This is a genomic window from Methanococcoides sp. DA23 (assembly GCF_057593895.1).
In genome coordinates, this window is record NZ_CM172520.1 from 88,646 (window position 1) to 113,994 (window position 25,349).

A 25,349-nucleotide genomic window follows, 5' to 3' on the forward strand; every position below is an offset into this window, starting at 1 on the left:
TTTTGAATCTGATGGCAAATGAAGAAATACTATTGTAACATGTTTAATTTGGGGTGTGTGTTTCATTGGGATATGAAAATGCTGATATAGAGTCTGTTTTTGCTGAAGTGGGTAGTTCCAGATCAGGTCTTTCTGAGGCCGATGTGGCAAAAAGGCTAGATGTATCAGGTTTTAATGAGCTTCAGGAAAAAGCGAGGGTCACACCTGCAAAAGTACTTTTAAGGCAGTTCACCAATTTTATCGTCTGGGTACTTCTGGCAGCGGCTGTGATCTCTCTTATGATAGATGAGGTTGTTAACTTTGGTGTCATCATCTTTTTAATTGCTTTCGTTATTGTTCTTGGCTTTGTTCAGGAATATAAGGCTGAAAAGGCCATGGAAGCACTTAAAAGGATGGTCCAGTCCATAACCCATGTTGTCAGGGATGGTACTGTGGCAGAGGTTCCTACCCGGAATATCGTTGTGGGGGATGTCCTTGTTCTGGAGACAGGTGATAAGGTCGCAGCGGATGCTTTTGTTTTTGAGATTTTGAGGCTGAAAGTGGACGAGTCCGCAATAACCGGTGAGAGCTTCTCTATCGAGAAAGGTATAGGAGATCTTATTTTTTCGGGTACTCAGATAGTACACGGCAAGTGCAAAGCAGTTGTCACGGCTACCGGTATGCAGACCCAGTTGGGTGGTATTGCTTCCATGATACAGGAAGAGGAGGTCATGACCCCCCTTCAGCAAAAGATCAACGAGCTTTCAAAACATTTGGCTATCATTGCCCTTGTTGCTTCTGGTCTCACTTTTGCTCTGGGTTATGCCACAGGTGCACCGCTCGAGGAGATGCTTATCATTGCTCTTGCACTGGCAGTGGCTGCTGTTCCTGAAGGGCTGCCCCTTACCATGACCATAACGCTTGCTTATGGCATGAACCGTATGGCAAAACATAATGCTATTGTCAGAAGGATGCTGGGGGTCGAGACCCTGGGTTCCACCACTGTGATATGTACCGATAAGACAGGAACATTGACGAAGAACGAGATGACAGTGGAGAAATTATTCGTCAACGGTCAGTTCTTTGATGTGACTGGTACAGGGTACAAACCTGAAGGTACCTTTCTAAAAGATGATATGGAAGCAGATCTAAATGAGAACAAGGCGCTTGGGACCTTGCTCAAGGGCATATCCTTATGCAATAATGCCTCACTGGTCCAAAGGCACGGGGAATGGGAAATTTCAGGGGATCCTACCGAAGTATCACTTATAGTCGCTGCCGCTAAAGCGGGGCTATGGAAAGATGATCTTGAGGATGAATATGAGAAGTTACATGAGATCATGTTCACTTCTGAAAGAAAGCTCATGACAACCATTCATGAAAGCCCTGAGGGCAGGTTGGCATTTTGCAAAGGGGCACCAGAATTTGTTCTTGACAGATGTGTTTCGATAGAGAGGGATGATGGTGTTCATGATCTGAGTGCTGCGGACGTTAAAGGGATACTTGATGAGAATAATGGGCTTGCAGGGTCTGCGTATCGTGTACTTGGTGTTTCGTATCGGAAGTTATCTGAAGGTATGGCAGTTGAAGATTCTGAGAATGACCTTATTTTCTTGGGCCTTGTGGCAATGATAGATCCTGTGAGGGAAGAGGCTAAGGAATCAATAGTCCTATGCAGGCGTGCAGGTATCAGGGTCGTGATGATAACAGGCGATAATGAGGAGACGGCCAAAGCCATAGGGAAAAAGATAGGGTTGATGGCTGATTATCATGGTTCTCTGGATGGGATGGATGAAAGGCTTCATGGCATTATCAAAGATGGTTCAATTACCGGAAGTGAGCTTCTGTCCCTTGATGATGGGGAGTTTGACCAGCTTGTCGAGGGTATCAGTGTTTATGCAAGGGTAATGCCTGAACAGAAGTTGAGGATAGTGAAGGCATTGCAGAAGAGGGGTCATGTTGTTGCCATGACAGGGGATGGCGTTAATGATGCTCCTGCACTTAAGAGAGCGGATATCGGTATATCCATGGGGATAAAAGGTACGGATGTTGCTAAAGAGTCCAGCCTTATGGTATTGCAGGATGATAATTTTGGGACCATAGTGGAGGCTGTGAAACGCGGTCGTACTATTTATGAGAATATTGAGAAATTTACTACATACCTTGTTTCGAGGAATTTTACTGAGATAATCCTCATTATGCTGGGTATTATCCTTTTAGGATTTGACCTTGTACCGCTGCTTGCATTGCAGATACTGTTCATTAATATGTTCGATGAGGTCATGCCGGCAATAGCGCTTGGACTTGATCCGGTACGAAATGAGGTGATGTATGAAAGTCCGAGAAGACCTGGGGAGAAGATACTCAATAGAAGAAATCTGATGCTAGTGGTCAGTATAGCTGCTCTTATGGGGGTCGTTTGTTTCCTTGTGTTCGTACTTTCCGATCCTGTCGGTGATCTTGAGAAAGCTCGTACGCTGACGTTTGCAACGATAGTTAGTATGATCCTTTTCATTCCGTTCGTGTTCAGGTCATTGACATCTTCTTTCTTGAGTGTGGGCGTCTTCACTAACAAACTTATGCTTGTAGGGGTGGCAAGTACGTTCTTGTTGACCATGGGTGTGATGTATGTAAGGCCCCTTGGGCAGTTGTTCGACCTTGTGCCTTTGAGTTTGATGGATTGGTTCATTCCAATATCTGCTGCTTTTATGACCATGGTGATGGCAGAGTTGGTCAAGAAGGTTTTACCGGTAGATCGGGAAGTCCAATGGAATAATTTTAAAAAAGATATTTGAATGATAATATAATTGAATTTCTTGTATAGGTGATCAAAATGAATTATAGGTGTAAGATGTGTGAGGGTAGGATGAATCGCTGGAGGCCACCGAATATTAAAAAGAGAGATAATTACGGGCGCGACCTTATGATCTACAAATGTATTGATTGTGGTAATGAAGAGATGTATCCTGACCTATGAGGGTCTTTAAGAAAAGCAAAGACATCCCTAATTGGGATGTCTGTTGTTGTTATATTTCTTTCCTGTATTTTCAGAAGGATGTATACACTTCTTCGTGTGGGTGTATTACAAAACCTTCGGGAGTGATGTCGTATGGGTGGAGTTTCTTGCTGTGATTTGAACCACGCATCTTGAATATTTCCATGGTTCGTGTGCGGACATTATCGTGCATGGCGTAATGAAGCACAACGGTCCCGTCTGTTACAAAAGTTTCCACACCGAACCTTGCAGGGCTATTTTCATCTATGATCTCACATGTCATTAGTGAGGTAAGTCCTATTACTTCCAGTGTGGTACTAAGTTTTAGCAGTTCCACACGTATCTTTGCAGGGTCATGGAGATAGAAGCTGATCGAGGTCGTGGAATCGATAAGGGCTCTTTTGGCGTTGATCTCTTCCTGTGTTGCGATGATCTGGTCCATCATTGAACGTGTGTCGAATGGTCTGACATCGACATATTTTTCCTGTGATGGGATTCCGATCTTGGTAGAACATGCATCGATGATAACGAGCTTTCCTTCGTCTTCCAGGGCTTGAAGGTCCCAGCCGAATTTCATTACGTTCTCACGTATCTGCTCTGGTCTTTCTTCGGTTGCAACGATTATGCCGTTCTCGCCATATTTTGTTATACCATTATATATATACTGCACTGAAAAGTTAGTTTTTCCGGCTCCTGAGGTGCCTGATATAAGGTATGTGCGGTCACGAATTATTCCGCCTCCGCATAGTTCATCAAATCCGGGAATCCCGGTCTTGACCCTATTCATTTCGTCTTCCATTGAGATCTCTTCAGAATCTGAACCTTCGAACATTTATCTTTTCACTCCTCGCTTTATATAATGTACACGTTGCATTGAAGTTGGTATGCCAAACGCGCATATTTTAAACAATTATAGGTAAATAACACATATATGATTTCAAATTGGGTTTTTTTTTCTTTGTTTATAATATACATGAAGCACATATAAATTTATCTTTTAAAGCAGAATGGTATGGAAAGACCATTTTGCGTATCGGACAATTTGTCCCCTCTACCAAGATATGTAATGCTTGTGGATATTATAATAAAGATATTACACTTGCAGATCGGAAATGGGGTTGTCCAGAGTGCAAAATAGAACACGATAGGGACATTAATGCCGCTATTAACATTAAGAAGTTTGCACTTGACAAACAGAACTTAATTGGAATTTAAGCACCTTCGGAACGAGGGGAAGGGCCTGTGGACTTGTGAACGATGGTTCAAGGAATGAAACAGGAAGCTCCATGCGTAAGCGTGAAGTAGTTCACTGAAGGTGGCTTAATATCGATTGGCTAAAAATAGAGTTAAATGGACCATGTGTGATAAATCGACAATTTACGAACCCAAATGGGCCATATTATGCCCTTTTATATCAATTTGGCATGTTTTTATTCGACATTTACCGTAATTTGCTTCGATATTTAACAGTGCCTCGCTATAAATCTCTTAAATGAGACCACAAAAGATTTAATAGGCAATTCTCTTATTAGACAGATGTAATCCAATATGACGGGATTCAGAGGGTGATGATGACTCTTTCGGCAATGGACGTATTTGTGCATTGTTTGAAAGAATGATACTCGATAATTCGTTTATCTTGATTCTGACTCACTAACTTATATACATTAAATAATGGAGGAAAATAATGAAAAGCTTTATAGCAATCTTAATGGCTGCTTTAATGGTACTGAGCTTTGTTTCAGTAGCAAGCGCAGCAGATTCAGTTGAGATTCGCAGTGTTGTCTTTGATGGCGACAATCTCACTGATATTACAGCAGCTGGATTTATCCAGACAGATTACACAGACTTTGCAGCATTCTACTATGATATTGACGATGGTGTCGGATCAGAAACAATTCGTATCTTCAATGGTACTGCTAACGTAACCGATCCACGAACTATCAAAGCTGGTGGATTGAAGTACTACGCAAACATCGAGAATGTCTCATTTGAAGATGCTACTTACCTTGCTACATACGACATGGACGGCACTGGAGCTGGACTTGTTGGCGAGTATGACAAGATCGGTTTCTTCGCAGATGAATATGTTCCAATCAACCAGGATGCTTCACTTCTTTCCAAGTTGATCGTCGATTCTGACGACAAAATTACATTACGTGTTGGCCAGACCATCGAGCTCGGTGAAGGTTTTGCAATCACACCAAAGCAGATCGATGTTGAAGGTAACAAGGTATGGATCGAGCTTTCAAAGGACGGTACATTCCTCGATGACGATGTAATCGATGCAAGCGCTACTGCTGCTTCAGACCGCGTCTTTGCTTACGAAGCAGATGTTGCAGGCGAGACCGATGTGCCACTCGTTCTTGTGCACGTCAAGGAAGTATTCCAGGGTCAGGTTGACAGTCTTGCAATCGTTGAGGGCTTCTGGGCAATTTCCGATGAAGTAAGGGAACTCGAGACCGATGATACATTTGGCGAGTTCGAGGTTGACAGTCTTTCTAACGGTCTTGGCACAGCTAACGGACTTACACTTAAGAATGAAAATTCTTTGAGTTTAACAAAGGACACAGTTGTCGATCTTGCAGAAGGATTATCCATCAGGGTCGCTGATGATAGTACTAAACTTCGTTTCTACTTCGCAAAGGAATACACCGCTCCAGGTACCTATGAAGTAAGAGGAGAGGTTAAAACAGCATCAAATGCAAATACAGATACTTGGACCTCAGCTAACTTTGCTGGCTTCTACTATGACCTTGATGCAAATGTTTCCTCTGAAACATTGTCTATAACCACTACTGGTACTCCTGCTAGAACTATTGCTGCATCTGCAGCTGTTTACACAACAACTATTCAGAATGTCTCATTTGAAGATGCTACCTACCTTGGTACATACGACATGGACGGCACTGGCGCTGGACTTGCTGGCGAGTATGACAAGATCGGTTTCTTCGCAAAGGAATATGTTCCAATCGCTGGAAACCCTGATATACTTTCCAAGTTAATCGTCGATTCTGATGACAAGATGACATTACGCGTTGGCCAGACCATCGAACTCGGTGAAGGCTTTGCAATCACACCAAAGCAGATCGATGTTGAAGGTAACAAGGTATGGATCGAGCTTTCAAAGGACGGTACATTCCTCGATGACGATGTGATCGATGCAGCTTCCACAACAACCTCAGACCGCGTCTATGCTTACGAAGCAGATGTTGCAGGCGAGACTGATGTACCTCTTGTGCTTGTGCACGTCAAGGAAGTATTCCAGGGTCAGGTTGACAGTCTTGCTATCATTGAGGGCTACTGGGCAATTTCCGATGAAGTAATGGAGATCGACTCTGGTGATGAGTTCGGCGAGTTTGATTCCGTTTCTATTGGAACTTCCTCACTCACGATGACTAACGATGGCACTATCACTCTCACTAAGGACAGTGTAGTTGAGATTGCAGAAGGTCTCAACTTAAGAGTTGCAGACTCTACTGCTGTTAGGTACTTCCCAATGGTTGAGATGACAATCGAAGGCGCAGTTGACGAAACTCCAGTCGATGAAGAAACTCCAGTCGATGAGGAAACTCCAGTCGATGAAGAAACTCCAGTCGATGAAGAAACTCCAGTCGATGAGGAAACTCCAGTCGATGAGGAAACTCCAGTCGATGAAGAAGAGCCAGTCGATGAAGAGCCAGTCGATGAGACTCCAGGCTTCGAAGCAGTATTCGCAATTGCAGGTCTCCTTGCAGTAGCATACTTCGTAAGAAGGAACTAATTTTCTAAGATCTAAGAAGGGTGAAAATCCTTCTTAACTTTTCTTTTTTTTGACACGTTTGTCGATAATTTAAAATACCAATAGTCTTATTGTTATCTCATTGTTAGACAGTGAGGTCTTTAAGATGAATATGAAACTATTAATGATACCTTTTATCGCATTGCTTCTTGTGGCAGTGTCTGGTTGCACGGATCCGGCAGAACCAACCGGTCCTACAGTTGAAACCCCTGATCTGAGCATTGATGGGGTAGTTTTGGAAACAGTTCCTGAAGGCTTCGAGTACCTTGGTGTACATGCGGTTGAAGTCGATGACATAAGGTCGGAATATGCTGATGTAGGGGGTGTTGTGAATGCATCTGAGGGTCTCTACAACCTTGATTCAGTGGATTATTGGATCGTGGGCGTCGAGATGGATGGTAAGGAGAGCGCAGAGAACTTCATCACACAGTACAAGGCAGGTTTCACACCTCTTGCTGTGGGGGAGAGATTCGCTGAAGTGTCCTTCAATGAGCATGATGCTACACTTGTCACTAAGTATGTGACCATGGGCGGGGAAGAGGCAGCTAGGTATCACTATGTCTGGAGCAATGAGAACTTCGTTTTCCTTGTAATAGGCAATACTGATGATGCTGAACTTGTATTGGACCTTGCAAAAGCAACCGGATTTTGATCCGGTTACTTTTTTAATATCTGTAAAATAAGCTATTCAATCGATACGCTTTAATAATACTATGTCCATGTAGGTGCTGCAATGCCCGGGTAGCCTAGTTGGTTGGGGCGCCAGACTCATAGGGAATATTTAACCGTGCGTCCAAATCTCCTGAGAAATCTGGAGGTCGCGTGTTCGAGTCACGCTCCGGGCACTTTGCCTTTCTTATTTTTTAAGATATGTGCCCATATCTTTACTTTGATGATAAAGCATATATTATCCTTCCACGTTAAGTAGTTCCATGAATTTTCAAATTCTGGATGCAGACTATTTTCGCGAGGATAACCAACCTATAATCCGGATCTTTGGGAGATCGGAAGCTGGGGAAAGTGTTTGCTGTCTGGTTCCTGGATTTGAGCCTTATTTTTATTTGAGTGCTTCAGGAGACCTGCAAAAGCTCGGGGAAGAGATCATGGAACGTTTCGAGGGTGTAAAGACCTTTGAGATCGTTGAAAGGTTCGAACCAATAGGTTATCAGGAAACCAAAAAGCACATACTCAAGATCACTACCTATGATCCTGGCAATGTGCCTGAGATCAGGGATGATGTGGCATCCATGCTTGGTGTCAATGGTATATATGAGACTGACATCCTTTTCAGGAACCGTTTCCTTATCGACAAGGGCTTCAAGGGGATGGGCTGGGTATCAACGGAAATGGAAGAACCGGTTTCGAATGGGAAGATACTGTGTGATCATACTATAAGGACCTCTAATATATCCGAGGTGCAGAAAATTGCCAATTCCTCGTTGAAATATATGGCATTCGATATTGAATGTCTTCCATACGATGGCGGAATGCCGACACCTGAAGTTTCACCTGTCATCATGGTAAGTTTCGCCTTTGAGCCGGCTTACAAAGGCCACAAGACCCTTGTTCTTGTAATGAAGGAAGTGGATGGCGTTGATGAAGATGTCGAGATGTTGCCGGATGAGTCCGACCTCTTGAACCGTTTCTTTGAGATATTCAGGGACTATGATCCTGATGTGATCACAGGTTACAACATAAACGATTTCGATGTGCCCTATATCACAGACAGGGTAAAGCTCCTGAACGAATCAGGTTCTAACATCAATTCCGCTGTTGGAAGGGATTCCCGGGCACTTAGCTATCGTAAGGTCGTGACCCGCACGATGGTGCCCATTCCTGGGAGGGTAGTAGTTGATTCTCTTCCTCTTATCAGGCAACAGTTCAGCTTGAAAAGATATACATTACGCAATGTCTCCAAAGAGCTGCTCAATAGGGAAAAACTCGATGTAGATGCGGCTGACATGGAAGAGCACTGGAATGATTCCGGTGAAAAGATACGAAAATTCATTGACTATTCAAGGCGCGACTCAGAACTTGCTCTTGATCTCCTCCTGGACCTTAAACTTCTGGACAAGTATATAGCTCTTTCAAGGGTCAGCGGAGTACTTCTCCAGGACACTGTAAGTGGCGGGCAGACCAATATGGTCGAACATATGCTGTTGACCGAATTCGGCAAACAGGGGCGTGTGATGTCCACAAAACCTGATGAAGAAACATCTGCTTTGAGGCGAAAGCAGAATGAGGAGCTTAAAGGGGGTGCAGTTCTCGAACCGGAGAAGGGCTTGCATAAGAACGTGATAGTACTTGACTATAAATCCCTTTATCCAACCATCATGATGGCGCACAACCTTTGCTATACCACGGTGGTTACCCCTGGGAAGTATCCGGAAGATAAAGTGATAAGGTCTCCCTCAAAAGGTGAGTTTGTAAAACCCGAGATGTTCAAAGGTATCGTTCCTTCTGTTCTGGAAGCTTTGCTTGACAAGAGGGTCGAGACAAAGAAGCTTATGAAGCAGGCAAGCGATGAAGGTGAATATCAGGTCCTTGATGCGACGCAACTTGCTTTGAAGATTCTTCTTAACAGTTTCTATGGCTATTCAGGATATGCACGTGCCAGGCTCTACAGTTTGCAGATGGCAAATTCTGTGACCAGCATTGGTAGGGGGAACATTGCCAGAACGGAAGATATTGTGTGTAATCGCATAGGAAAGGTCATCCTCAGAGGCAATGAAGCTTATCTCTTGGATGAGGTCGATGAGCTTAAGGGTGATGATAAGATCGTAAAGCTCTCGGTCGCTTATGGCGATACTGACAGTGTGTTCGTACATTGTAAGAACGATCAGGATCTGGAGTTCGAGGAGGGTACTTTCTCACTTGATGATTCAGCCCTTGTTGGGAAAAAAGTTGCAAGTATAGTAACTGCATCCTTGCCTGATCCCATGGAGCTGGAATTTGAAGCTGCTGCAAAACGTATTCTGCTAATTGCCAAGAAAAGATACGCACAATGGATCTTTGAACCTACGAACGATGGCTGGACTGACTCGATCAAGGTAAAAGGGCTGGAGACTGTACGGCGGGATTGGTGTGAACTGACCTCCAAGATGCTTAACAGAGTGCTGGAACTCGTACTTAAGGAAGGGGATATCGAAGGCTCTGTGGAGCATGTGAGGAACCTTGTGGACAGGGTAAGGAATCTCGATGTAAAGAAAGATGCCGATCTCTTTGAAGACCTGGTGCTTACAAAGAATTTCTCCAAAAGCCCTTCCAGTTATAAGAACAAACAGCCACATCTGACGGTGGTCGAGAATATCCAGAGGCGTACCGGTATTCGACCTTCCATTGGTGAGCGAATTCCTTTTGTGATAATTGCCGGAAGAGGTTTGTTCGTAGATCGTGCAGAGGATCCCGATTATGTCCGTGAGAACAATGTTCCGCTGGATGTGGATTACTACATACAGAAACAGATGTTGCCCCCTGTGGAACGTATCCTCAGTGTCTTCGGCGTTGATATGGCTACCCTTAACCATGATTCAAAGCAAAAAGGTCTCTTTGACTTTGACAGTTCTGTGGAAGAAAAGATGCCTTTGAAAAAGGTCATCAGGACAAAAGAAGCCTCAACAAATGAAGATCAAAAAACGCAAAGCTCACTTTTTGATTTCTAAATTTAAAAAATTAATTTTAAAAAAAGATCAGAGCTGCACATAACGTGCAGCATCCCCAAGATCTTCTTCAATTCTGAGCAACTGGTTGTATTTTGCAGTGCGCTCACTTCTTGCAGGCGCCCCTGTCTTAATCAGGTCTCCGCCAATGGCTACTGAGATATCAGCTATCATTGGATCTTCTGTCTCTGCAGAGCGATGGCTTACAACAACGCTGTAACCATTCCTCTGTGCAAGATTTGCAGCATCGAATGATTCAGATATCGTGCCTATCTGATTGACCTTGAGTAAAAGTGCATTTGCTGCTTCCATCTCAATACCCTTTGCCAGACGGTTTACATTTGTAACGAACAGGTCATCTCCGACAATGATCGTGTCCCATGCCTCGCTCGTAAGGGTTGCGAAGTCCTCAAATGATTCCTCGTGGAACGGGTCCTCAATTGAAAGGATCGGATATGTTTCAATAAGGTCAAGGTAGTAGTCCACAAGTTCAGCAGGAGCTATCTTTTTTCCATCGATGAAATATTTCTCTCCGTCGAAGAACTCGGATGCAGCGGAATCAAGTCCTATACTGATCTCTGATTCGGTGTATCCGGCTTCCTCAATTGCACTTACGAGTGCGTCCAGTGCATCGGCAGTCGTTGAGATCGGAGGTGCATATCCGCCTTCGTATCCTACATTTGTTGCAGAAGCGCCGTATTTGTCCTCAAGGACCTTACCAAGAGCATGGTATGTCTCAGCTCCTATCCTCAATGCATTTGAGAAAGTGTCAGCACCTTTTGGCTGTATCATGAATTCCTGGATGGAAAGGTCATTCCCTGCATGCTTTCCGCCATTGATGACGTTCATGGTTGGAACAGGCAATGCAAAAGCATTGGTGCCGCCAAGGTAGCGATAAAGGGCAATTCCAAGGGAATCAGCTGCTGCTTTTGCAGTGGCCATGGAAATTCCCAGAATGGCGTTAGCCCCAAAGGTCTTTTTGTTCTCAGTGCCGTCCAGTGCGATCATCAGCTCATCTATCTCACGCTGGTTACGAGCATCCATTCCCAAAAGCTCTTTTGCAAGGGTCTTATTAACGTTGTCTACAGCGTCCAAAACACCTTTCCCGTTGTACCGGTCAGCATCCTTATCCCTTAGCTCAAGGGCTTCATTAGAACCTGTGGAAGCTCCGGAAGGAACACTCGCCCTTCCAAATCCGCATCCAGTGTAAATATCTACTTCTACCGTAGGGTTTCCTCTGGAATCAAGTATCTCTCTGGCATGCACTTTTTGAATTGTGTATTTTGCTTCTTCGCTGATAGAGTTCATGTCTTCACCATTTGGTTATTCTATGGTCAAATCGTACATTACAGTATATATTGTTACCGCATTTTGTGAGCCTTTTGCACTGTTCTTTATATACCATATTTAAGGAGAATTGCTTATGCACAGCATAAATATATAAACATCTAAGTACTATTATTCTGCATGGTGAGTGAGATGTCTAACTTTATAGATGAGAAGGGGTATGAGGTATCATCCCTATTACAAAGCATTAACGTTTCGAGAATTGAAGCACTTTCAATTGCCTGCCTACTTAATGGATGTGAGCTAAGTTCACAGGATATAGAAAATGTCACAGGCCTGAGGCAACCAGAGGTAAGCGTGGCTATGCGACCTCTGTGTGAACGTGGTTGGGTTGGGGAAAAGAACGAGAAGAGGACCAAATGCAGAGGAAGGCCTGCAAAATATTACTCCCTCAATATGGATTTCACTGAGATCCTGAAAGAATATGAATCTGATATAATAAAAGAAAATGAGAAAAGGCTGGAAGTTGTAAAGAGCCTACGTAATTTAGTAGAGTGAACCAGTCCACGCCTACGCAAGGAGACTTCCCGCCGGGGAGTTAAGTTACGGTAATTTCTATTTATTTTGATCAGTTCTTTCCGAATGATATCGGGGAAAAGCCTTTGGTGGCATCGAATGCACGCATAGCTTCCATGCCATCTATTTCCATGATGAAGACCTCAAGGACCATGAATGCTGCACTTTCTCCGCGCAAGCAGCCGACATTGACATTATCGCCGCGTCCTGCAGCGGTATGAAGGTGTATCTTAGGTCTGCCTTCTTCTGTAAATATATTCCCAACACCTATCACTTCCTGTGGTTCAGTATGGTTGACCCACATGGGCTCAGGGGGGATCATATTCTCTTTAGGTCCTGTGACAAGGTTCACTTTGGCCACAGCGCCAAGCAGAGTGAATACTGCAGCCTTGATGTTCTCTTTTATTGCAATACCTTCAAGTTCCTGAAGCAGGTCTTCTCCAGTGTCGATCCTTACAGTAAATACTCTACCAATATTTCCTTTTGAATATTCCATATTTTCACCTGATAAAACGTTTTAAATTAAAATTTATCATCTACGATCCTTCCATCAACAATACGAATGATACGGTCGGTTTTAGCTGCCATGTTCTCATCATGCGTCACAAGTATGAACGTCTGTCCATAATCCCGGTTTAGCTTCCTGAGAAGCTCATATATCTTATCGCTTGAATTGCTGTCAAGATTTCCTGTAGGTTCATCCCCTATTACGATCATTGGACTATTGGCAAGTGCTCTGGCAACAGCAACTCTCTGGTTCTGTCCTCCTGACAATTGGTTTGGCCTGTGATCCATCCTGTCCTCAAGTCCTACCTCTTTAAGGAGTTCCTTTGCTATCTCTCTGGCTTCTGCCTTATTTTTTCCAGATATGAGTAAAGGCATCATAACATTCTCGAGCGCTGAAAAGTCGGGTAATAAATGATGGTACTGAAAGATAAATCCAAGCATCTTGTTACGTGCATTGGAACGTTCCTTGTCCGACATGGTCGTAACATCTTCGCCATCTATCAAGATGGTCCCGCTTGTTGGCGTGTCAAGTATACCTATCATATGCAGCAATGTACTTTTGCCTGATCCTGAAGGTCCTATTATAGAGAGGAACTCTCCACGTTTGACTTTAAGGCTAAGTCCGTCAAGTGCTTTGATCCCTAATCCATCAGTGTAGGTTTTCGTCAGGTCTCTGATCTCGATTATATTGGATCTATCAGCCATTTTCACCTGCTTTTTGCTCTATTATTTACCATTTATCTTGCTGGATCATTTATAATGAATGGTATGCACAAACCACCATCGGTTTTGTTAAGCTTATAAAAAAGAGGGTGAATATCCTGTTAAGGATATCATTTAAGGTCAATAGTTGGGTTCGAGTCCATCTATCTTTGAGAATGCTTTATCAATCTCCTTTTGTTCTTCAACTCTTGTTTTCTTTTCGCGTTCCTGATGGATCGCATCTACTGCAACTGAATAGAGATTTTCCAGCTCTTCTGCTGCTTCAAGGGTAAGGACGACCAGTACTTGTGGAGCTTCGCCTTTCCTGACGATAATGCCTTTAAAAACATGGCCAACGGATGATGACAGTTTTTCCACTTCTGATGATATCTCATCGATGCTCAGGTATGATTTATCCCCTTTGATGATGACCATGGCCCTGCTACCTTCTTTGTAAACATCGGTCGAGAACAAAAGGCCGTTTGGTGATAATGCTTTCTGGATGGTGGTCTTGATGTTCATTCCTTTTTCAGCTTCATAGAACCCGATCGTAGCAAGGCCTGCTCCTCCGCTCATCACTGTTTTGAAGTCACCAAGGTCGGTAACCATCATCATTTCACTGTCAAGCGCATCAAGCAAGAAAAGGATGCGTCTTGCGATCATGTCATTGATGCTATTATATGCAGCTTGTACATTTCCTCCGATCTGCTTGAGGAACTGGTTATCAGCAAGTATGATCCCATCGACCCCACTGTCACGTATCTCTTTCAGGCAGAATGCTGCATTCTGGAGGTAGAGCGTGCCTTCCTCTCTGAACGGCAGGACAACGACAGCATATACCGGGAAATCATGTTTTTCCTTGATCTCCTTGATAAGGGGGGGTGTGAAAGATGATCCGGTCCCGCCGGATGCGGAAGTAATCACAAATCCCACATCGAAATTTCCTCTTTCCTCTATGTTGCGCATTATATGGGATTTATTATCTTCGAATACGCTCTTACCAAGAGTACGGTTAGCACCAACACCATGCAAGTGAGGAATATGTATCCTGTCCTTGGCCTTGGTAAAACTCAATTCCTTCAGGTCGTTTATCGCAGTATTGATGGCGATAGTTTCGACCTTGCTTTTGTATTTTTGTTGTGAATAGAATTTCGCAAATTTGCTTTTACCACCAAAAGCCTCTTTGTTTATCGCATCAAGGATACGGTTACCACATTGACCATTTCCTACGATCAGTATATTGAGCAAATAATTCCTCCATATTTGATGAAACTGAATATATTATGAAATCGTGACTGATTAGAACCTGTACTGTCTGGACCGATGGAACAACCACCCTCCAATAGCGAGAATGATCAACAAGGGAGTTGCAATAACATACCATGGCTGCTCGATCACTGAATCAAGATCCCCTCTGGCCACATCGATCGTACTTGTGGTGAATTCACCCGTCACTTCCTGGAGGTCCGGGCTGACTCCATCTTCATACTGATATGAATAATCGGTTGTAATGGTATAAGTACCCAATTCTGTTGGTTTTACCTGGATCTTTATCTCCTTTTCCTGATTCAGTCCAAATGTCTCCAGATAAGCCTTTGGCACTCCGTTGATGATCTCGATGTTGGAGTTGCTGCCTTTGTACTCAATCTCTTCAGGAAGGTGGATGTTCAGTACGACCCCATTTGCAGAAGAATCTCCCTGGTTCTTGATGTTAATGACAACTTCCACTTCATCGTTCCTTTTTACACTACTACTTTCGATGGATGTGGAAAACTCGAGCTCAGCAACCTTTTTGGCATTTTTACCCGTATCAGTTACAGTTACCACTGGTATGTTAGATACCGCTTCGGGAAAATCCATTTCTGCTTCATTGGAATATGAGGCCCTGGTGGGCTGGAACTCGAATGTTCCAGCTTCGTTTGCCTGAAGCTTGTAAAGAAAAATGGTCCTTGTCTCGTATTTGTCGATGGTCATCTGGCCTGTCTCTTCAAGAAGGATCTCCTGGAGGACAAATCCTGTTGGCTTTGGGTCTGAGAACCTTACCTCGGTAGCCTTCCCATCGCCTTTGTTTCTGGCAGTCACTTTGACAGTTACGACCTCTCCCTGATCAACAGTATAACTGCTAACTTCCTTTATGATCTCCAGTGAAGGGGTCCCAGGGAATGTTGCCTTTTCATGACCTCCATCTACTACCTGCTTCAGGTAGACAGCATCATCATCTGTAATGGTGATGGAAACAGTTGCCTGGGGTAATGTCCCTCCTGTGACTGATAACAATGTGAGCTCAATGGTCTCCCCTTCTGCAGTAAAGGTGATGGTATCATCTATACTGATCAGCTTATCGTGTTCAAGGTCTCCTTCGTCATATACTTTGAAGACGCAAGACTCAGCGCTCACAAAAACTTCGGCCACATCGATAACGATGGTATTGATCTGATATCCATCCCCTTCCTGAATACTCCCATTGAAAACTATATCTTTAGCACAGGCATTGCCCGTAAAAACTAAAGATACCAGTGCCAATGTAAGTATTAACAAACACATATTTTTGAACTGAACCATAATTCCCTCAACACAGAAATGAATTGCGTTATAGTATATACTATTCCAGTATCAATACAATAAGAATGCAATAAATAGTTTATGACATCGATCTTGATCTTTTACACAAATTCAAGGCTGATATCTATCCATTGCGACTTATGTACCAGCGATCCCACAGAAATGACATCCACTCCCGTCTTGGCATATTCTGATATATTTGAGAGGTCGATCCCGCCTGAAACCTCCAGGATTGCATTATTTCTCTGATCCTCACTTTTTAGCGCTTCAACTACCTATATTACCTGTCCTGGTGACATGTTGTCGAGCATTATGATATCGACTCCCATTTTTGCAGCGAGAACAGCGTTCTCAACGGATTCAACTTCAACATCTATCTTTTGCGTAAAGCCTGCAAGTTCCTTTGCTGAAGTTATGGCATTTTCAAGTCCCATCATGTTAACATGATTATCTTTTATCATAATAGTTTCAGAAAGATCGAATCTGTGAGGGTCGCCTCTTCCGGCAATTATGGCAAGTTTTTCGAACTTTCTTATTCCAGGCGTTGTCTTTCTTGTGCCAGCCACTTTCACGTCTGAGTATTGTCTGACCGTTTCGACATATTCCCTAGTATTGGTTGCGATGCCACTCAAATGTCCCAGGAAATTGAGAACTATCCTTTCCGCACGAAGTACAGATACCGCATTACCGGATATCTCAAAAATAGTTTCTCCTGATGCTAATTTATCTCCGTCCTTATGTTTTGTGGATGAGTCAAGTCCAAAGTACTCGAATATCCGTTGTGCGATCGGAATGCCTGCAACGACACAATCCTGTTTCACAAAAACGATCGCTTTGATCTCTTTTTCAGGAACAAGGGTGCAGGAAATGTCATTTGCTCCAAGGTCTTCCTCAATGAATCTTTCAATTTCGCTGGTCAGTATCATATTACCATGTATATCAATGCTTCAAGAGGTTTATATGCTTTTAGCGTGTTTGAACCCTACGTTGTCGGGATAGTCTCTCGAACGATGTTCAGGATAATTAAGATATATTACTATTACATTTCAATATCATAAAATAACGTTGCAGGAGTCCAGAATGCTAAAGATCGGAGTATTCGGGTGTGGTGCGATCGGTACTGAGCTTTGTAAAGCTATCGATTCAGGCCACATCGGTGTCGAACTGTATGCTGTGTATGACAGGCATGAACAGTCACTAATTGATTTGAAAGAACAGCTCAAAAACACTGAACCTAAAGTGCTTGAGATAGTGGAAATGGTAAAGCACGTTGACCTGGTGGTGGAATGTGCATCCCAGCAGGCAGTGTATGATGTAGTTCCGACCACCCTTCACGCCAAATGTGACGTAATGGTCATCAGTGTCGGTGCTTTTGCAGACAAAAAACTTCTCGATACAACATTCGATATTGCAAAGGAAAATGGCTGTAAGGTCTATTTCCCATCCGGTGCCATCGTTGGGCTGGATGGATTAAAATCCGCATCTGCAGCTTCTATTTACTCAGTTACACTGACTACCCAGAAGCACCCGAGAAGTCTTGAAGGTGCTCCGTACATCGTCCAGAACAACATTGATCTTGACAGTATCAAAGGGAAGACCGTACTTTTCGAAGGCATGGCATCAGAGGCTGTAAAGGCTTTTCCTGCAAATGTCAATGTTGCAGCATCTTTGAGCATTGCAGGCATTGGTTTTGACAAGACAAAGGTAAAGATAGTCGCAAACCCTGCGCTCACAAGGAACATACACGAGATAACCGTTGAAGGCGAGTTCGGTATGTTCACAACAAGAGTGGAGAACGTGCCGGCGCCGACTAACCCCAAGACAAGTTATCTGGCAGCCTTATCTGCAATTTCCACATTGAAGAAGATAGCCGATCCCCTTCAGGTCGGTACATGACCGCATGCCGAAAAACGTTTATCATATACCCGGATATTGTATGCCGGTCCGTTGAAGTCGCGTATAAATAATAAAGAACGGAAAAACAAGTGGTCGTATGCAGGACAGGCAATCTATCATCAACAAGATAAATTCATTAAAAAAAGAACGCAATGCTGTTATTTTGGCCCATTGCTACGCACGGGATGAAGTGCAGGATATCGCAGACTTCGTAGGCGATTCACTGGGGCTGAGTCAGGAAGCGGTAGCTCAAGATGCGGAAGTTATCGTTTTTTGTGGCGTGAGCTTCATGGCAGAGAGTGCGTTCATACTCTCTCCTGAAAAAACAGTTCTGATACCTGATGCAGATGCCGATTGCCCCATGGCGGCAATGGTGGATGTCGCATCACTGCGTGAACTGAAGGCGCAACATCCCGGTGCCATGGTCGTCTGTTATGTCAACACACGAGCCGACATCAAAGCAGAAAGTGATATCTGCTGCACCTCTGCAAATGCAGTGGAAGTTGTAAATTCGCTCGATTCGGACAAAATTATTTTCGTTCCTGACAAGAACCTTGCAGCATACGTTGCAAAACACACCGATAAGACCATCATTCCCTGGAATGGCTATTGTCCCACGCATAATCAGATCCTTGCAGAAGATGTCGATCTTGCAACGAACGAGCATCCGGGGGCAGAGATGATGGCCCACCCGGAATGCCGCTCAGAGGTTCTGGAAAAAGCAGACCATGTGTTCAGTACCACTGGAATGATCGATCACGTGAAAAGCTCCGGAAATAACGAATTCATAATCTCCACGGAGCAGGGTATATTGCATCAGCTTGAGACTGACAATCCTCATAAGAGATTCTACCCTGTCTCAAAATTCACATTCTGTCCGGACATGAAAATGATAGATCTAAGTTCTGTCCTTCGCTGTCTTGAGAACATGGAGACAGTTGTGACCGTTCCAAAGGAAATTCAGGTACGTGCAAAGCGTGCTCTTGATCGTATGCTGGAAGTAAAACGCAACAGGTAATTAAGGAGAATAATGAATGAAAGCCTATCTCGAACTTATGCGTGCAGGAAATTGTGCAATGGCAGCCTTTGCCGGTCTCATTGGTGTCCTGATAGCTTATAATATTCTCTCCTCCGCTTCCCCTTACGTATCGCTATCATTGTTCGATACTTCACTTATCTTTGCCACAGTCTTCCTCGTTACAGGAGCTGGTAACGGGTTGAACGATTATTTCGATATTGATATCGATAAAGTGAACAAACCCTCAAGGCCGATCCCTTCCGGTAAGCTCTCCTTGAAAAGCGCCCTTTATTTTTCGCTGCTTCTGTTCATAACAGGGATAGCACTGGCATTTCTGGTGAACCCCCTTTGTGGTATCATAGCCCTGTTCAATTCTATAGTACTGATATTGTATGCACAGAGCCTGAAACGCACTCCTTTCTTTGGCAATGCCTCGGTAGGCTATCTCACTGGCTCGACCTTCCTTTTTGGCGGTGCGGTCTTCGGCATATCAGGACTTCAGGCATTGGTTGTCCTTTTCCTTCTGGCGACCCTTGCGACCATTGCCCGTGAGATCGTAAAGGATGTTGAGGACATCGAGGGTGACAAAAAGGATGGTGCAAGGACACTCCCGATATTGATAGGGGCCAAAAAAGCATCATATGTCGCAGCAGCATTCGGCTTTACGGCCATGCTTGCAAGTCCGCTGCCTTACCTCCAATCCATATTAAATGAACAATATCTTTTCGTCGTGGCCATTGCAGACATCTTCTTCCTTATCGCGGTTTACCAGATACTGGGGAAAAAGGATGCTGCACGCTCATCAAAACTTTTTAAGTTCGCAATGCTCTTTGCACTCATTTCCTTTATCGTGGGTGCCTGAAAGATTCACTTCTGATGAGTTCCATCCGAAGGCGTATGTCTCAAATATTCCTTCAACATCATTGGGAACGTATTCGCAGGCACGAACCTTACTCCGAGCTGTTCTGCCCATTTCTGAATGCCGTAGTCGCTTGCAACGACCGCTGCGTCCAGTTCCTTTGCAAGGAGCAGTACATCGATGTCAGGTGCACTATCAAGGATCCCATAACGAAGTGCTGAACGGTACTTGTTCCTGAATTTACCTACAATGGGTCCAATGACCTCGCGATCGGTATTATCCTCTACCTTGTGTGTACCCTCTATATCCGATTCAAGGGACAGACATTGCATCGAAGCTTCCCTGATGGCTTCCTCGGCCACGGTCATGCCCTTGTTGATACGTTCTCGCATATAGGAGACGTATTCGTGGAAAATATGGGATGGTATCTTCACCTCATGCCTGTCCGGTGTCTTTTTGACAAGCCACGTATCTATCATCGCAATGATCTCATCATCGCAGCCATTGTTCTTTGCAAACTCATGGAGCTCTTTATATACCGATGGAAAAGGAACATAACAACTTATCTGTAAATGAAGCCTTGATTCCGCAATAAGCTCAAGTATTGCCCTCATTCCCTGGCAAAGGTCCTCTATCTCCAGCATCTCCCGTGTCTGAAGATCGGTCAAAGCGGTCGTATCTAAAACAAATCTTTGTTTCAACGTAACTTACTCCCCCTATTAATTACTATTAGGCCAACGACTTATGCCTTTTCCCTTAGGTCCTTTTCATCTGTATCCGAATTCGAGAACATTCGTGCCATTTCGTCATATATCTTCATTCCTTCCGGGGATGTCGAAGCTCTCACTCTTCTTATCGCTGTGCTGAAGTGTGATCTTTGAATGACAACGTTCTTTGCAGTTTCATAGACCTCATCCCTTGTCATTCCTTGCCTTATGGCCTCTCGAAGTGTCATCATTGCAGCTTCTCTGCAGATGGCTTCAATATCCGCTCCCACATACCCTTCGGTAAGTTCAGCAAGTTCTTCAACTCTGACATCCTCTGCAATAGGTTTGCCTGAAAGGTGGATCTCAAGTATCTTGGTACGCTCCTCTCTATCAGGACTTGTTACGTAGATGAGTCTGTCAAAACGGCCCGGTCTCAAGAGGGCCGGATCGATCATGTCCGGTCTGTTAGTAGCGGCCACTATGACTATATCCTTCAGTTCCTCAATACCATCTATTTCGGTCAGTATCTGACTGACAACGCGTTCTGTTGCCTGCTGGTCGGCCCCCATTCCACGCTTTGGCACCATTGAATCAAGCTCATCGAAGAAAACAACTGTCGGAGCTGCTTGTTTTGCCTTTCTGAAAGTTTCCCTTACCGCTTTTTCAGATTCGCCCACATATTTACTGAGCAGTTCCGGTCCTTTGATACTAATGAAATTCGCCTCACTTTCATTTGCAACTGCCTTTGCCAGAAGGGTCTTGCCTGTACCAGGGGGTCCGAACAAAAGGATCCCCCTTGGTGGTGTGGTGTTCAGGGCAGTGAACATCTCGGGGTATTTAAGAGGCCATTCAACTGCTTCTATCAGTTCCTGTTTCACTTTATTGAGTCCGCCAATATCTTCCCACTTCACGTGGGGTATCTCCACAAAGACCTCTCTTAAGGCAGAAGGCTCTATATTGCGGTGTGCCTCTATGAAATCGCTCTCTGTCACCTCGAGAGTTTCCATTATCTCAGGTGGGATCTCCTCTTCGATACTTATCCTCGGGAGCATCCTGCGCAGTGCATGCATTGCCGCTTCCTTGCAAAGAGATGCAAGGTCAGCTCCGACAAAACCATGGGTGATATCCGCAATGCCTTCAAGGTCAAGTTCCTCTTCGACCGGCATCCCTCGGGTGTGAACATACAATACCTGTAACCTTCCTCCCCTGTCAGGGATACCTATCTCTATCTCCCTGTCAAAACGCCCTCCGCGGCGCAGTGCCTGGTCAATGGAATTTGGCCTGTTGGTTGCAGCAATGACTATGACCTTTCCCCTGCTCGTCAATCCATCCATCAGCGTAAGCAATTGGGCCACGACCCTTCTTTCCACTTCACCTACAACATCATCCCTTTTCGGTGCAATGGAATCCAACTCATCAATGAAGATCACTGAAGGTCCTTCCTTTTCAGCTTCCTCGAAGATCTCGCGAAGCTTCTGTTCACTCTCCCCGTAATATTTCGAGATGATCTCCGGTCCGCTTATGGGTATGAAATTTGCCTCACTTTCGTTTGCCACGGCCTTGGCTATCATTGTCTTTCCTGTACCCGGAGGTCCGTAGAGCAAAACCCCTTTGGGAGGGTCCACTCCAAGCTTGTCGAAAAGTTCAGGATGTCGCAGAGGTAGCTCGATCATCTCGCGCATCAAGCCGAGTTCTCGCTTCAGCCCCCCGATATCCTCATAGGACACTTCCTGCCCTGCATCCGCTTCATTAATAGGCTCAACTATCTCTATCTTGGTAGTTCGTGTGACCACTACCGGTCCACGGGGCTTGGTGGCCTTTACCATAAAAATAAGAGGGTTATTTATGTTCTCCACACGAATGCGCTGGCCTTTATCAAGAGGTCTTCCTTCTAAACTAAGGTGCACGGAACGTGACATCCTTTCGCTCAGAACAGGTTGGGTCGGGGCGAGAGTTATCTTTTCAGCTTCTTTCTCAAGTATCTTTTTTACAGTCACCTGATCATCGATACCGACCCTCGCATTGCTGCGAAGATTCCCGTCGATACGGATAATGCTCTTTTTTTCATCATCCGTACCTGCCGGATATACCCTTGCGTAGGTATTTTTCTTGTTCTTGATCTCGATGACATCTCCGCTTCTTGCATCGATAATCTGCATAAGGGCATTTGGAAGTCGTGCAATCCCTCTTCCTGCATCACGGTGGTTTGCTTCTGCAACACGTACTGTGATATCTTCGGACATCCTGATCACCTTGCTCAATTAAAAAGTAGTATTGATCTAATCAGTGGCGCTAAGATCCACTAGAGTAAAATTCACAGTACTAGTATAAAAAAGAAATGTTTTAAAAAAGTGTTTTTGGAAATAAAAGAAAGAGACCTTTTCAGATCTCACTTCTCAATTTCTCAACAAGTTCCTGTTTAATTGAAGTGCTGCGGTCTCCGCCACAGACTATTCCGCGTACACCAATGATGGTTGGCTGGATACGTTTCAATGCTGGAATGTCATCGAACTTGATGGTTCCTGCAATGGCGGTCTCAAGTCCGCGGGAGTGTGCATCATTGACGAATTCGATAAGGTCTTCCTCGCTCATGAACTCGAATGTGGATCGTCCGTCCTTGAGGCCGGTATCGACCATAACAAGGTCAACGCCTGCTTTCTCACCAATTTCAGGAAGAAGTTTCGGGTTGATGGAGTTAATGCGCTCGTGATCGGAATATCCGCAAGCTACAACAGTGACGTCCATGTCCTTTACGGATTCAACTATGCCGGAAAGCATTTCGTGTGCCTGCTCTGCGGTGGTGATGTCATAAAGGCCTATCTTCACATAATCTGCACCTGCAGCAGCAGCTCCGTATGCTGCAAGGGCTGCGGTACCTGGCTTGTAGTTGAAGTCTCCCAGTGCGGCACTGATCGGCCTTTTAGCTTCAACAGCGTCCTTTACTCCCTTGATGACCCATGGATAGTTAGCACCCAGTGAACCTTCCTTTGGATTCTTTACATCGATTATGTCTGCTCCTCCGTTGAGTGCAGCTACCGCTTCTTCAGTGTTGATCGGACTTACGAGTAATTTCATGTATTAGCCTCTTTTTTATAAGATGAGATAAATTATCAATTTAATATGTTTCGAACCGTCTTTGTATTTGATGTATATAACCGTAATGCTGTCCATGCGCAGGGAGGGGACCGGCAAAAATATCGTCCGGTACACGAGATCAGTAATGTCTGCACAACATCGGACCCGGTTGGTATCGTTCGGGAACTGCGTCCTGCCGAGGTCTATATCGCAGACCTTAACCGACTTCAGGGGCAGGGTGAGCCAAACATGAACTTTGATGTGATAAGGGGAGTTTCAGAGCTTTCCGAAACGATGCTGGATCCCGGGATAAGTTCCTTTGAAGATGTTGCCGAGGTTTCAGAGCTTGCAGAGCATCTTGTACTGGGCACAGAGACCGCATCTTTGGATTCCATCACCAAGATAGCTGCTGCATACCCTTCGCAGATCAATGTGAGCATTGACAAGAAGGACGGCAATATCCTCTCATCTGACCCTTTGATGCCGAAAGATCCCTTTGAGATCGTAAAGGTGCTGAACGGTCTGGAGATAAATGACATAATATTCCTTGACATGGATATGGTGGGAACCTCAGCAGGATTCGATGCACAATTTTTAAGTCTTATAGCAGATGTTTCTGACCACGATGTTCTCCTTGGCGGAGGCGTAAGGGATTTGGAAGATATTAGGCAACTGGAAGCTATTGGTATCAAAGGTGCATTGGTTGCAACCGGATTGCATAATGGTTCCATTCCCATGACGATGGTCAGGTAATGTATAAATGTTCAATTTTCATTGAATATGGGTGATCAATATGGCAGAAGAAAATAAAGTTGTAAGTGAAACCGAAGGAAATGCAGAAGTAAGTGACAGCGAAGAATATATGGAGATCAAGATGGGTGGCGGCTGGTACCTTACAATATCTCTTGCAACAAGCGAAAAGTACGAAAATGAGTATGTAGAGGTCGCAAAGGAAAGAAGCGGCCAGAAAAGAAGCCGCTTTAACCTGAATCCAAAACACGTCCGTGAGTTCGGTGAACTTCTTGTAAAGTTCGCAGACTCTAACGATCTTTAACTTTCAATGATCGATGTGATTGCTTGCAACACATCTTTCTCTATTTCTTTTAAGTCCCTGTCCGTATCTATGACAACGAACCTTTCAGGTTCCTTTTCTGCAAGTTTGAGGTAGTTCTCTCTGACCCCTTTGAGGAGGTCTATCTTCTCGAACTTTGTCTGTTCCCCTCTTTTGCCGCATCGCTGTACCGCAACGGCCGGGTCGATGTCAAAAAGCAATGTGAGATCAGGGACAATGGTCCAGCCTCTGTGGATCATCTGTATCCACTCCATGGGCTCTTCCATTCTCTCTTTCAGTGTAACGCCCTGATAGGCGTAACGACTGTCCGAATACCTGTCCGAAACAACTATCTTTCCTTCTTCGATTGCAGGTCTTATCAGGGTTTCAATGTGGTCTGCATGGTCTGCAGTGAAAAGCATAAGCTCGGCAAGTTCATCGGTGTCCGACTGGATGGCCTTGTAAACAGCATCCCCTATCCAGCTCGTGGTGGGCTCTCTTGTGAACACCGCATTGGCAAAGCTCGGATGGGAGTTCAGAAAGCTTGTAATGGTAGATTTTCCGGACCCATCTATTCCTTCCAGTGTTATGAGCTTTCCTTTCATGGGGGTTTACATGTATCCTTACAATTTTAAATTTATGTCCTTGAGGTGCTTTCACTTCCACACTGCGGGCATTTTATGGGGAAAAAATTA

General features: G+C 44.4%; 20 protein-coding genes, 1 tRNA gene and 2 pseudogenes. 12 read left to right on the top strand and 11 right to left on the bottom strand.

The genetic code is table 11. The features are described 5' to 3' along the window. Positions 1-65: 65 nt before the first annotated feature. Positions 66-2,774, top strand: coding sequence for a cation-translocating P-type ATPase (locus tag AC20MK_RS00395; protein WP_487356053.1), 2,709 nt, complete (start codon positions 66-68; stop codon positions 2,772-2,774). A gap of 252 nt (positions 2,775-3,026) precedes the next feature. Here the strand turns inward: AC20MK_RS00395 and AC20MK_RS00400 are convergent, their stop codons facing one another. Then, positions 3,027-3,806 carry an ATPase domain-containing protein gene (locus AC20MK_RS00400; RefSeq protein WP_487356054.1) on the bottom strand — a complete coding sequence of 260 codons (780 nt, stop codon included), beginning with the start codon at positions 3,804-3,806 and terminating at the stop codon, positions 3,027-3,029. Between the two features lie 158 nt (positions 3,807-3,964). Between AC20MK_RS00400 and AC20MK_RS00405 the strand changes: the two are divergent. The 5 genes and pseudogenes from AC20MK_RS00405 to AC20MK_RS00425 all read left to right on the top strand — a co-directional run. After that, a pseudogene (locus tag AC20MK_RS00405) lies at positions 3,965-4,189 on the top strand (zinc ribbon domain-containing protein); the annotation flags it as partial. A 472-nt stretch (positions 4,190-4,661) separates the two neighbouring features. Beyond that, entirely contained in the window at positions 4,662-6,737 is a 2,076-nt protein-coding gene (locus AC20MK_RS00410; protein WP_487356055.1) for an S-layer protein domain-containing protein, read from the top strand. A gap of 130 nt (positions 6,738-6,867) precedes the next feature. After that, positions 6,868-7,407: a hypothetical protein gene (locus tag AC20MK_RS00415; RefSeq protein ID WP_487356056.1), complete on the top strand. Its 540-nt coding sequence runs from the start codon at positions 6,868-6,870 to the stop codon at positions 7,405-7,407. Positions 7,408-7,490: 83 nt separating this feature from the next. Beyond that, positions 7,491-7,600, top strand: a tRNA-Met gene (locus AC20MK_RS00420). Between the two features lie 87 nt (positions 7,601-7,687). After that, a complete protein-coding gene (locus tag AC20MK_RS00425) occupies positions 7,688-10,417 on the top strand; it encodes a DNA-directed DNA polymerase (RefSeq protein WP_487356057.1) in 2,730 nt (909 codons plus the stop codon). A gap of 27 nt (positions 10,418-10,444) precedes the next feature. Here AC20MK_RS00425 and eno read toward each other — a convergent pair whose 3' ends face one another. Beyond that, the gene (gene eno / locus AC20MK_RS00430; RefSeq protein WP_487356058.1) at positions 10,445-11,722 is read right to left on the bottom strand and encodes a phosphopyruvate hydratase; all 1,278 of its coding nucleotides are present in this window, start codon (positions 11,720-11,722) and stop codon (positions 10,445-10,447) included. 171 nt (positions 11,723-11,893) lie between these two features. Here eno and mreA point away from each other — a divergent pair, with 171 nt between their 5' ends. Beyond that, on the top strand, positions 11,894-12,259 hold the full coding sequence (gene mreA / locus AC20MK_RS00435; protein WP_487356059.1) for an MreA family transcriptional regulator: 366 nt from the start codon (positions 11,894-11,896) through the stop codon (positions 12,257-12,259). Between the two features lie 70 nt (positions 12,260-12,329). Here the strand turns inward: mreA and AC20MK_RS00440 are convergent, their stop codons facing one another. The 5 genes and pseudogenes from AC20MK_RS00440 to nadC form a co-directional block, all read right to left on the bottom strand. Beyond that, positions 12,330-12,773 carry a PPC domain-containing DNA-binding protein gene (locus tag AC20MK_RS00440; protein ID WP_487356060.1) on the bottom strand — a complete coding sequence of 148 codons (444 nt, stop codon included), beginning with the start codon at positions 12,771-12,773 and terminating at the stop codon, positions 12,330-12,332. A 26-nt stretch (positions 12,774-12,799) separates the two neighbouring features. After that, positions 12,800-13,489: an ABC transporter ATP-binding protein gene (locus tag AC20MK_RS00445; protein ID WP_487356061.1), complete on the bottom strand. Its 690-nt coding sequence runs from the start codon at positions 13,487-13,489 to the stop codon at positions 12,800-12,802. A 138-nt stretch (positions 13,490-13,627) separates the two neighbouring features. Then, a complete protein-coding gene (locus AC20MK_RS00450; protein ID WP_487356062.1) occupies positions 13,628-14,734 on the bottom strand; it encodes an FtsZ/tubulin family protein in 1,107 nt (368 codons plus the stop codon). Between the two features lie 51 nt (positions 14,735-14,785). After that, entirely contained in the window at positions 14,786-16,048 is a 1,263-nt protein-coding gene (locus AC20MK_RS00455; protein ID WP_487356063.1) for a COG1361 family protein, read from the bottom strand. 101 nt (positions 16,049-16,149) lie between these two features. After that, a pseudogene (nadC, locus tag AC20MK_RS00460) lies at positions 16,150-16,974 on the bottom strand (carboxylating nicotinate-nucleotide diphosphorylase). 154 nt (positions 16,975-17,128) lie between these two features. Here nadC and AC20MK_RS00465 point away from each other — a divergent pair. The 3 genes from AC20MK_RS00465 to AC20MK_RS00475 all read left to right on the top strand — a co-directional run bounded on the left by AC20MK_RS00465 (position 17,129) and on the right by AC20MK_RS00475 (position 19,824). Beyond that, positions 17,129-17,944, top strand: a complete 816-nt coding sequence (locus tag AC20MK_RS00465; protein WP_487356064.1) for an aspartate dehydrogenase — start codon at positions 17,129-17,131, stop codon at positions 17,942-17,944. A 97-nt stretch (positions 17,945-18,041) separates the two neighbouring features. Further along, positions 18,042-18,962, top strand: coding sequence for a quinolinate synthase NadA (gene nadA, locus AC20MK_RS00470; RefSeq protein ID WP_487356065.1), 921 nt, complete (start codon positions 18,042-18,044; stop codon positions 18,960-18,962). 16 nt (positions 18,963-18,978) lie between these two features. Then, positions 18,979-19,824, top strand: coding sequence for a geranylgeranylglycerol-phosphate geranylgeranyltransferase (locus tag AC20MK_RS00475; RefSeq protein WP_487356066.1), 846 nt, complete (start codon positions 18,979-18,981; stop codon positions 19,822-19,824). A gap of 5 nt (positions 19,825-19,829) precedes the next feature. On the opposite strand, the gene AC20MK_RS00480 is transcribed toward AC20MK_RS00475, so the two are convergent. From AC20MK_RS00480 to AC20MK_RS00490, 3 genes are all read right to left on the bottom strand, one after another. Next, complete coding sequence (locus AC20MK_RS00480) at positions 19,830-20,465, bottom strand: RNA ligase partner protein (protein WP_487357031.1); 636 nt, start codon at positions 20,463-20,465, stop codon at positions 19,830-19,832. Positions 20,466-20,563: 98 nt separating this feature from the next. Continuing rightward, positions 20,564-22,771 carry a CDC48 family AAA ATPase gene (locus AC20MK_RS00485; RefSeq protein WP_487356067.1) on the bottom strand — a complete coding sequence of 736 codons (2,208 nt, stop codon included), beginning with the start codon at positions 22,769-22,771 and terminating at the stop codon, positions 20,564-20,566. Between the two features lie 139 nt (positions 22,772-22,910). Continuing rightward, positions 22,911-23,603: a (5-formylfuran-3-yl)methyl phosphate synthase gene (locus AC20MK_RS00490; RefSeq protein WP_487356068.1), complete on the bottom strand. Its 693-nt coding sequence runs from the start codon at positions 23,601-23,603 to the stop codon at positions 22,911-22,913. Between the two features lie 45 nt (positions 23,604-23,648). Here AC20MK_RS00490 and AC20MK_RS00495 point away from each other — a divergent pair, with 45 nt between their 5' ends. Continuing rightward, positions 23,649-24,356 carry a HisA/HisF-related TIM barrel protein gene (locus AC20MK_RS00495; RefSeq protein WP_487356069.1) on the top strand — a complete coding sequence of 236 codons (708 nt, stop codon included), beginning with the start codon at positions 23,649-23,651 and terminating at the stop codon, positions 24,354-24,356. 109 nt (positions 24,357-24,465) lie between these two features. After that, positions 24,466-24,657 (top strand): hypothetical protein, encoded by a 192-nt coding sequence (locus AC20MK_RS00500; RefSeq protein WP_157196784.1) that lies wholly within the window; start codon positions 24,466-24,468, stop codon positions 24,655-24,657. Here AC20MK_RS00500 and tmk read toward each other — a convergent pair. Beyond that, positions 24,654-25,259 (bottom strand): dTMP kinase, encoded by a 606-nt coding sequence (gene tmk, locus AC20MK_RS00505; protein ID WP_487356070.1) that lies wholly within the window; start codon positions 25,257-25,259, stop codon positions 24,654-24,656. The two genes, AC20MK_RS00500 and tmk, sit on opposite strands and share 4 nt — an antisense overlap. Positions 25,260-25,349 lie beyond the last annotated feature (90 nt).